Origin of the sequence: Micromonospora sp. NPDC051925 (genome assembly GCF_044548625.1) — a bacterium.
GTDB lineage: Bacteria > Actinomycetota > Actinomycetes > Mycobacteriales > Micromonosporaceae > Micromonospora.
Genome location: NZ_JBIUCH010000011.1, coordinates 20,225 through 28,602, shown reverse-complemented (window position 1 = coordinate 28,602; position 8,378 = coordinate 20,225). Strand labels below are relative to the sequence as shown.

At 73.8% G+C, this 8,378-nt stretch carries 5 protein-coding genes and 2 pseudogenes; 5 read left to right on the top strand and 2 right to left on the bottom strand.

The genetic code is table 11. The features are described 5' to 3' along the window. Positions 1 to 194: 194 nt before the first annotated feature. Entirely contained in the window at positions 195 to 563 is a 369-nt protein-coding gene (locus ACIG87_RS16455; protein WP_396851351.1) for a hypothetical protein, read from the top strand. A gap of 264 nt (positions 564 to 827) precedes the next feature. Here the strand turns inward: ACIG87_RS16455 and ACIG87_RS16450 are convergent, their stop codons facing one another. Next, positions 828 to 2,093 (bottom strand): DUF4032 domain-containing protein, encoded by a 1,266-nt coding sequence (locus ACIG87_RS16450; protein WP_396851350.1) that lies wholly within the window; start codon positions 2,091 to 2,093, stop codon positions 828 to 830. Between the two features lie 53 nt (positions 2,094 to 2,146). Here ACIG87_RS16450 and ACIG87_RS16445 point away from each other — a divergent pair, with 53 nt between their 5' ends. Both ACIG87_RS16445 and ACIG87_RS16440 read left to right on the top strand, forming a co-directional pair. Further along, a complete protein-coding gene (locus tag ACIG87_RS16445; protein WP_396851349.1) occupies positions 2,147 to 2,917 on the top strand; it encodes a phosphatase PAP2 family protein in 771 nt (256 codons plus the stop codon). A gap of 9 nt (positions 2,918 to 2,926) precedes the next feature. Continuing rightward, on the top strand, positions 2,927 to 4,201 hold the full coding sequence (locus ACIG87_RS16440) for an APC family permease (protein ID WP_396851348.1): 1,275 nt from the start codon (positions 2,927 to 2,929) through the stop codon (positions 4,199 to 4,201). Here ACIG87_RS16440 and ACIG87_RS16435 read toward each other — a convergent pair. Next, positions 4,100 to 6,046 (bottom strand): annotated as a pseudogene (locus tag ACIG87_RS16435) (NAD-binding protein); the annotation flags it as partial. The gene ACIG87_RS16440 and the pseudogene ACIG87_RS16435 sit on opposite strands and share 102 nt — an antisense overlap. 137 nt (positions 6,047 to 6,183) lie before the next feature. Between ACIG87_RS16435 and ACIG87_RS16430 the strand changes: the two are divergent. Beyond that, positions 6,184 to 6,642, top strand: a pseudogene (locus ACIG87_RS16430) (MSMEG_6728 family protein); the annotation flags it as partial. 166 nt (positions 6,643 to 6,808) lie between these two features. Continuing rightward, positions 6,809 to 8,335 carry an FAD-dependent oxidoreductase gene (locus tag ACIG87_RS16425; protein ID WP_396851347.1) on the top strand — a complete coding sequence of 509 codons (1,527 nt, stop codon included), beginning with the start codon at positions 6,809 to 6,811 and terminating at the stop codon, positions 8,333 to 8,335. Positions 8,336 to 8,378: the final 43 nt, after the last annotated feature.

The following is an 8,378-nucleotide window of genomic DNA, read 5'->3' as shown; positions in this document are numbered from 1 at the left end:
CCCGGGGCGCGGGGCGGCTTGGCCCTCGATGACCCGCGCGATGACCCCGCGCGGTGCAGGCCGGCAACCACCGAGTGTGTTGTGCGCATCCTTTGGAGCTGATGACGTTAACGATTCAAGGGCGTGACGGCTCGACCGCTGTTCTCAGTGGACGTCACCGAGCCCGACGGAGGTGCCATCGAACCAGTCGGCACATGCAAAACGATCAACAGGGGCACACCCCCACCCTCACCACCGCCACCGCCACCCCACCCCTCACCGCCACCTCACCCCCCACCACCGCCACCTCACCCCTCACCGCCACCTCACCCCACCCCACCCCACCCCACCACCGCCAGCTCACCCTCGCCACCGCCACCGCCACCGCCACCGCCACCGATGGCAGCAAACTTGCGCCGGAGTCGCTGTGGCGGGTCTTTGAGTCGTTTACGTCATCAGGTCCAAAGCGTCTGCATGACACGTCCTACCTGCGGTGTCACCTGGGCCACGAGCGGACGGCTCGGCCGTCCGGACGGGCGGGTCGGCGGGAACGGAGACCAGACATCGGACGAGACCCCACCTAGACGGGACCAGCCGAACCAGGACCAGCCGAACCAGGACCAGCCGAACCAGGACCAGCCGAACCAGGACCAGCCGAACCAGGACCAGCCAGAACGAAAGCAGTCCGGCCAGGTCCACCCCGAGCGAGAGTAGGCCGGGCTGAGGAAGGGCATTCAGATCGGCGACGAGGTCCGTTCGTTCGGGCAAGTCGAAGATGCCGGAAGGCAGGCGGCCAGGACAGCAGGAAACCAGAAGGCAGGAGGGCAGGAGGGCAGGAGGCAGGAGGATCAGGGGGTGGGGACCTCGACGCCCAGGACTGCCTGCTCGTCGGGGCGATGCACCAGCACGTCGGCCAGGTACGACTGCACCGCCGGCCCCATCCCCACGTCCCGGCCGGCCCGCTCGGAGAGCAGCCACTTGTGCTCGATGATCTGCGCGAAGATCTCCTGCGGTTCCAGCTTGTGCCGCAGGTGGGCGGGGACCGCCCGGACGACCGGCTCGAAGACCTCGGTCAGCCAGCGGTGTGCTGCCTGCTGCTCGTCGGTCAGGTCGCTCTCCACCCGGTAGGCGTCCAGGTCGTTGAGGAGCCGGCGGGCCTGGTTCTCCTCGGCGTCCAGGCCGGTGAGCCGGATCAGCCGGCGGGTGTGGTAGCCGGCGTCGACGACCTTCGGGCGGACCAGGTAACGCCCGTCGTCGACCGTCGACAGGGCCACCTCCGCCACGTCGAAACCCAGGTCGTTGAGGCGGCGGATCCGGCCCTCGATGTCGTGCCGGGCCTCCCGCTCGATCTGCTGTTCGTAGGTGATCTCGTGCCAGAGGCGCTCGTACCGCTGCACGACCTCCTCGCAGACCACCTCCGGGTCGATCGACTCGTGCAGCAGTCCGGCCGCCTGGAGGTCCAGCGCCTCACCGAAGATGTTGACCCGGGCGATCTCCAGGTCCTCACCGCGCTGCCCGTTGGACAGCGAGCGGTGCAACGCACCGGTCTCGGCGTCGACCAGGTAGGCGGCGAACGCCCCGGCGTCGCGCCGGAACAGCGTGTTGGACAACGAGCAGTCGCCCCAGAAGAAGCCGGTCAGGTGCATCCGGACCAGCAGCAGGGCAAGGGCGTCGAGCAGCCGGCCCATCGTCTCCGGGCGCAGCGTGCGGGAGAACAGCGCCCGGTACGGCAGCGAGAACTGGAGGTGCCGGGTGATCAGCACCGGGTCCAGTGGCTCACCGTCGTCGGCCTGCCGGTCGGCCACGATCGCGATCGCCTCCACCGACGGGAAGTCGATCCGTTCCAGCGCCCGCAGCAGGTCGTACTCGCGTTCGGCGACCCGTTCGCCGGTCTCCTTCACGGCGTACACGTAGTCGCCGAGGCGGACGAAGCGGACGATGTGCCGGGAGATGCCCTGCGGCAGCGCCACCAGGTGCCGGGCAGGCCACTGCTCCAGCGGGGTCGACCAGGGCAGGTCGAGCAGCGCCGGGTCGACGAGGGCCGAGGTGATCCGCACGGGACAAGTGTGCCGGGTGCCCCCGGCATGCGCCTCCCTTCGTGGCTCGACACACATCGACCCCGGGCCGTGCCACCACGGCCGTCGGGGAAGGCCGGTAGCGTGACCGTGTGCGGGAGACGACCACGCCGGTACGCGGCCGAGTACGGCCCAGGCCGGTCCGCCCGGCCGGCTGGTGGTACGACGCCCTGCTGCTCACCGCCCTCGTCGCGCTGACCGTGGCGCTCGCCACCGACCACCTCTTCGGAGTCGACCGGGCGGTCGCCGACTGGGCGGACGCGCACCGACCGACCGCCGCGTACTGGATCGCCTGGGTGCTCAACCTGCTCGGCCAGGGCAGCCCGTTGACGATGTTGGCCGCCGCCCTGGGGGTGCTGCTGGCGGTCCGGCTCCGCTCGGTCCGCCCGGTGCTGCCCCCGGTGGTCGCCTTCGTGTTCACCTTGCTGACCATCGGCCCGCTCAAGGTGTGGACGGCCCGCCCGGCCCCGACCGCCAGCGTGAAGGAACCGTTCCTGCCGCCGGAGCAGACCCTGCCGCTGTTCCAGCACGAACTGCCGGTCGGCTACGCCCAGTCGTACCCGTCGGGGCACGTGGCCAACGCGATCGTCTGGTACGGGGTGCTCGCCCTGCTGCTCGCCCCACTGCTGCGGACGGTCGGCCGGCGGATGCCCCGGCAGTTGGCCACCGCCGTCCGGGTGGTGCCGCCGCTGGTGGTGCTCTGCACCACCACCTACCTGGGCTGGCACTGGCTGACCGACTCGGTGGCCGGACTGCTGCTCGGGCTGCTGCTGGACCGGCTGCTGCGCCGGATGCCCTGGGACGAGGTGCCGTTGCCGGGCCGGTTGCGGAACTGGGACCGCCCGTTCACCTCCGACACATAGCCTGCCGGGGTGGATCGACTCAGCCGGCGGTTGGGCGTACCCGATGCGGTGGTCGTCGGGCTCGGGGCGATGCTCGGCGCGGGCGTCTTCGTGGTCTTCGCCCCGGCCGCCGCGGCGGCCGGCGGCACCGGGCTGCTGGTGGCGCTGGCGCTGGCCGGGTTCATCGCCTTCTGCAACGCGACCAGCTCGGCCCGGCTGGCGGCCCGCTACCCGGAGTCCGGCGGCAGCTACGTCTACGGGCGGGAACGCCTCGGCCCGTTCGCCGGCTTCCTCGCCGGCTGGGGTTTCGTGGTCGGCAAGACGGCGAGCTGCGCGGCGATGGCGCTGACCATCGGTGCGTACCTGTGGCCGGGGCAGGCCCGGCTGGTCGCGGTCGGCGCGGTGACCGCGGTGACCGGGGTGAACCTGCGCGGCATCGCGAAGACCGCCGCCGCCACGAAGGTGCTGGTGGTCGTGGTGCTGGCGGTGCTGGCCCTGGTCGCGGTCACCGGCCTGGTCGCTGGGGACGTCCGGCTCGGCCGGATCGCCGAGGGCGGCGGCCCGACCCGGGGCGTGCTGACCGCCGCCGGGCTGCTCTTCTTCGCCTTCGCCGGGTACGCCCGGATCGCCACCCTCGGCGAGGAGGTCCGCGACCCGGCCCGCACCATCCCCCGGGCGGTGCCGTTGGCGCTCGGGATGGTGCTCGCGATCTACCTGGTCCTCGCGGTGGTCGCGGTCGGCGTGCTCGGCCCCGACCGGCTGGCCGGGTCCGCCGCGCCGCTGGCCGACGTGGTGACCGTGGCCGGGTTGCCCGGCCTGGCCTGGGTGGTCCGGGCCGGGGCGACGGTGGCGGTGACCGGCGTGCTGCTCTCCCTGCTCGCCGGGGTCGGCCGGAGCGTGCTGGCGATGGCCCGCCGCCGGGACGTGCCGGGCGTGCTGGCCGCCGTGCACCCGGTACGCCAGGTCCCGCACCGGGCCGAGCTGGCGGTGGCCGCCGTGGTGATCGCGGTGGTGGCGCTCGGTGACGTACGCGGGGCGATCGGCTTCTCCAGTTGCACCGTGCTGGTCTACTACGCGATCACCAACGCCGCCGCGCTGACCCTGGGCCGGGATCCGACCCGGAAGCTGCCCGTCCAGGTGCTCGCGGCGCTGGGGCTGGCCGGCTGCCTACTACTCGCGGTCAGCCTCCCGACCGCCAGCGTCCTCGCCGGTTTCGGCGTGCTCGCCCTCGGCGCCGCCTGCTACGCCCTCCTCCGGGTCACGAGGCGCGGGGGTGGCCGGCGTACGCGCAGGGCCCGCAGGTGACGCCGGTTCGGCAGCCTCCGGACGCCGGGGCGGCACGGGGCCGGCCGGCACGGACCCGGCCGCTGCACGACCGGGCGATGCCGACCCGGGCGAGGCGGGACCGGCCTGCGGAGGCGGGGTGGTCTCGCGGAGCAGGGCGCTCAGCCCGGCCCGCCGGGCCACCACGGTCAGCCGGTCCCCCGCCGAGATCACCATCCGGGGGTCGGCCGTCCAGTCGCTCTTCTGCCCGGGGCGGGAGTGGGCCAGCAGGCGGACCTCACCGGGGCGGGCCACCGCGCCGAGCGGGCGGCCGTCCAGCGGGGCACCGGCCACCACCGGCACCTCCGCCACCAACAGGGCGTGCCGGTCGACCGGGATGGTGGCGATGACCGCCCGGTCCAGCAGCGCGGCGGCGAACGCCGGTGCGGCCAGGTAGGACACGCTGCGCGAGATGCCGATGCCGAAGGCCCGCTGGATCCGCTCGGCGAAGTCGCCGTCGAACAGCCGCAGCACCACCCGCAGTTCCGGGCTGAGCGCCCGACCGTTCAACGCGGCCCGCAGGTTGACCCCGTCGTCGGTGGAGACCACCACCAACGCCTGGCAGTGCTCCACCGAGGCCGAGCGCAGCGTCTCCTCGCGGGCCGCATCCCCGACGATCAGGGGTACGCCCAACCGCCGGGCCAGCGCCGCGCCGCGCGCCTCCGCGTTCCGGTCGATCGCCACCACCTCGACGCCGAAGTCGTGCAGCTGGGCCATCACCCGGGTGCCGACGTTGCCCAACCCGACGACCACCACGTGCCCGGCGCGTTCCGGCTGGATCCGGCCGGCGTGCAGGGCCAGCCGGGCGTTGACGATGCCGTCGACCACCACGGCGGTGATCAGCGGGATCAGCGCCAGCCCGGCCAGGTTGAGCACCACCTGCATGATCTGGGCGGCAGCCGGCTTGGCGACGTCCGGGTCCTGCCCGCTGAGCGTGGTGACCAGGGTCAGGTAGAGGGCTTCCGTCCAGCTCACGTCGACCGCGCGGGAGTTCAGCCAGCCGAGCAGCGCGATCACCCCGAGCAGGGTGAGCACCGCTATGCCGATCTTGCGGGTGGCGAAGCTGCGGACCGCCCGGAGCAGCACCGCGAGGGGCTGCCGGCGACGCCGGGCCCGGACCAGCCGGCGGGCCGCCAGCTCGGTGCCGGCGGGCTGGCCGGTGGCCTCGGCGAGCACCACGTCGGCGGCGGGTTCGTCGGCGGGCAGCACCCGGACCAGCTCCGGATCGGTGGTGACGGCCAGCCCGCAGACCACGTCGGCGGGGCGGACGTCGTCGCGGCGGGCCACGTAGAGGGTGCGCCCGCCGTGCCGGAAATGGGTCGGGGCGACCTCACCGAGGGCGGCGGCGACGAACGCCGGGGCCGCCATCGAGGCGTCGGAGAGGACCGCCGAGTCGGGGAAGAGCTGCCGCAGGCCGTTGGCGAGGCTGGTGTTGAACATCCGGACCACCAGGCGCAGCCGGGGCTCGACCTCCTGCGCGCAGAGCGCGGCGTGCATGTTGCCCACGTCGTCCTGGTGCAGCAGGGCCAACCCGTCCGCCCCGGCCAGGCCGGCCCGGCGGAAGGTGGCCTCGTCGAGCCGGTCGGCCCGGACCACCTGGACGCCGTCGACGTCCCGACCGTCGGGGCCCTCCGAGCGGCGGCGCTCCGGCACCACCAGGGTGATCCGTACCCGGCCGTGCGCCAGCTCGGTGGCGAGCAGCGCCCGGACCACCCAGTACGCCAACGGGTCGTTCCCGCAGACCACATAGTGCGGACGGGAGTCGCCGTTCATCCGCAGCCGCCAGCCGGTCGCGCGCCGGGCACGATCACGCAGGGGTTCGGCCATGCCCCGGATGGTAGTCAGCCGGTCGCTACGGGCGCAGCCCTGACAGGCACGCCCCGGCGAGCAAGCAGCCCCGGCAGGCACGCAGTCCCAGGTGATCACGCAGGCATGGTGGGCTCGGCGGTGGGTAGAGCAGCGCCGTGCAGACGTTCCTGCCGTACCCGGACTTCCTGGCCAGCGCGCGGGCCCTCGACCAGCGGCGGCTGGGCAAGCAGCGGGTGGAGGCGATCCAGGTGCTGCGCGGGCTGACCTGGCCGGGCTACGGCTGGCGCAACCACCCGGCGGTGAAGATGTGGGCCGGCTACGAGGAGGCGCTGACCCGGTACGGGTTGGACGTCTGCGCGGTCTGGTGCGAGCCGGGCCGGGCGGACACCTGCGCGGCGACGCTGGTCACCGACCTGACCGCCGCCTGCGGCATCGACCGGGTACGCACCCAGGCCGAGCTGGCCGCCGCCGGTGAGCTGCCGCCCTGGCTGGGCCGCGACGACCTGCATCTGAGCCATCGTTCGGCGCTGCTGCGCAAGGATCCGGAGCACTACCGCCCCCAGTTCGGCGACATCCCGGCCGACCTGGAGTACGTCTGGCCCCCGTCCGACCGGCCACGGCCCGCCGCCGGGCACCCCGCCAAGACCTCCGGCGCGCGCCCCGCCGCCACCTCCACCGGGCACCCCGCCGACAGCGCAGGCGACACCGGCACACCTTCCTGACCGGGGCGGACCCGGTCCGGTCAGGCAGACTGGGGGTTCCTGGTCGGGAGAGGTGCACATGGCGCTGTCGCAGCAGCTGGGTCGGCTCATCGGCGTACGCGAGCATGTGGTGGAGCCGGGCGGTGGTGGCAGCCCCCGGGTGCCGCGCCCGACCACGGCCGTGGTGGTGGGCGGCGGGATCGCCGGCATGTCGGCGGCGGTGGTGCTCGCCGAACGCGGGGTGGACGTCACCGTGCTGGAGGCCGCGCCGACGCTCGGCGGTCGGCTCGGCGCGTGGCCGGAGGCGCTCGCCGACGGCAGCCAGGTCAACGAGCACGGGTTCCACGCGTTCTTCCGGCAGTACTACAACTGGCGGTCGATCCTGCGGCGGGTCGACCCGGCGCTCGGTTTCCTCAAGCCGATCCCCGGTTACCCGATCCTGTCCGCGCAGTGGCCCACCGAGGAGTTCGGCAGGCTGCCCCCGGCCCCGCCGGCCAACCTGCTGGCCCTGCTGCTGCGCAGCCCCAGCCTGCGCCTGGCCGACCTGCGCGCGATGGACCGGGACGCCGCGTTGCCGCTGCTCAGCTACGACCCGGTACGCACCTACGCCGAGTTCGACGACACCACCGCCGACGCGCTGCTCGGCTCGCTGAAGCTGCCGGACCGGGCGCGGGCGATGCTCTTCGAGGTCTTCTCGCACTCGTTCTTCAACCACGAGGCGGAGATGTCGGCCGCCGAGATGATCGCCCAGTTCCACTTCTACCTGCTGGGCAACCCGGAGGGGTTGGCCTTCGACTGCCCCGACGAGGACTACGCCACGGCGATCTGGCAGCCGCTGACCCGGCACGTGGAGCACCACGGCGGCCGGGTGCGCACCGGCGTCGCCGCGAGCCGGTTGGACCGGGAGCCGGACGGCTGGCGGGTGACCACCGTCGACGGCACCTCGTACCCCGCCGGGCACCTGGTGCTCGCCGTCGATCCGCCCGCGCTCGCCGCGCTGGTCGCCGCCTCCCCCGGCCTGGTCGCGGCGGCGCCCGAGCTGGTGGCGCGGATGCCCGCGTTCGGTCGGCCCGGTCCGCCGTACGCGGTGGCGCGGTACTGGCTCGACGGGGACGTCCGGGCCGACCGGGCGGTGTTCAGCGGGGTCTCCCGTCAGCCCACCCTGGACTCGGTGACCCTCTACCACCGGTTGGAGAACGAACCCCGCCGCTGGGCGCAGCACACCGGCGGTGCGGTGGTGGAGCTGCACGCGTACGCCTGCGACGAGGGGGTGCCGGCCGAGGAGCTGGCCGAACGGATGCGGGTCGAGCTGGTCGCGCTCTGGCCGGAGGTCGCCGGGCTGCGGGTCCGTGAGCTGCGCGCCCGGGTCGAGGCGCAGGCCCCGGCGTTCACCCCCGGCAGCCACCCCGGCCGCCCCGGGGTACGCACCGACGCCGCCGGCCTCTACCTGGCCGGGGACGGCATCTCCACCGACTTCCCCAGCGCGCTGATGGAGCGGTCGGCGGCGACCGGGATCATCGCCGCCAACCACATCCTGCGCGCCGAGGGGGCCGCCGCCGAACCGGTCCGCTCGATCCGACCCCGGGGTCTACTCGCCCGGAGCTAGGGCCCGGACTGGCCGCACCCGCCGTCTCCCCTGCCGCCGTGGC

What these genes read in the sequence shown, in the direction of transcription:
- ACIG87_RS16425 (WP_396851347.1), top strand. Translation starts at nt 6,809, where the DNA reads ATGGCGCTGTCGCAGCAGCTGGGTCGGCTCATCGGCGTACGCGAGCAT.
- ACIG87_RS16455 (WP_396851351.1), top strand. Translation starts at nt 195, where the DNA reads ATGCAAAACGATCAACAGGGGCACACCCCCACCCTCACCACCGCCACC.
- ACIG87_RS16450 (WP_396851350.1), bottom strand. Translation starts at nt 2,093, where the DNA reads ATGTGTGTCGAGCCACGAAGGGAGGCGCATGCCGGGGGCACCCGGCAC.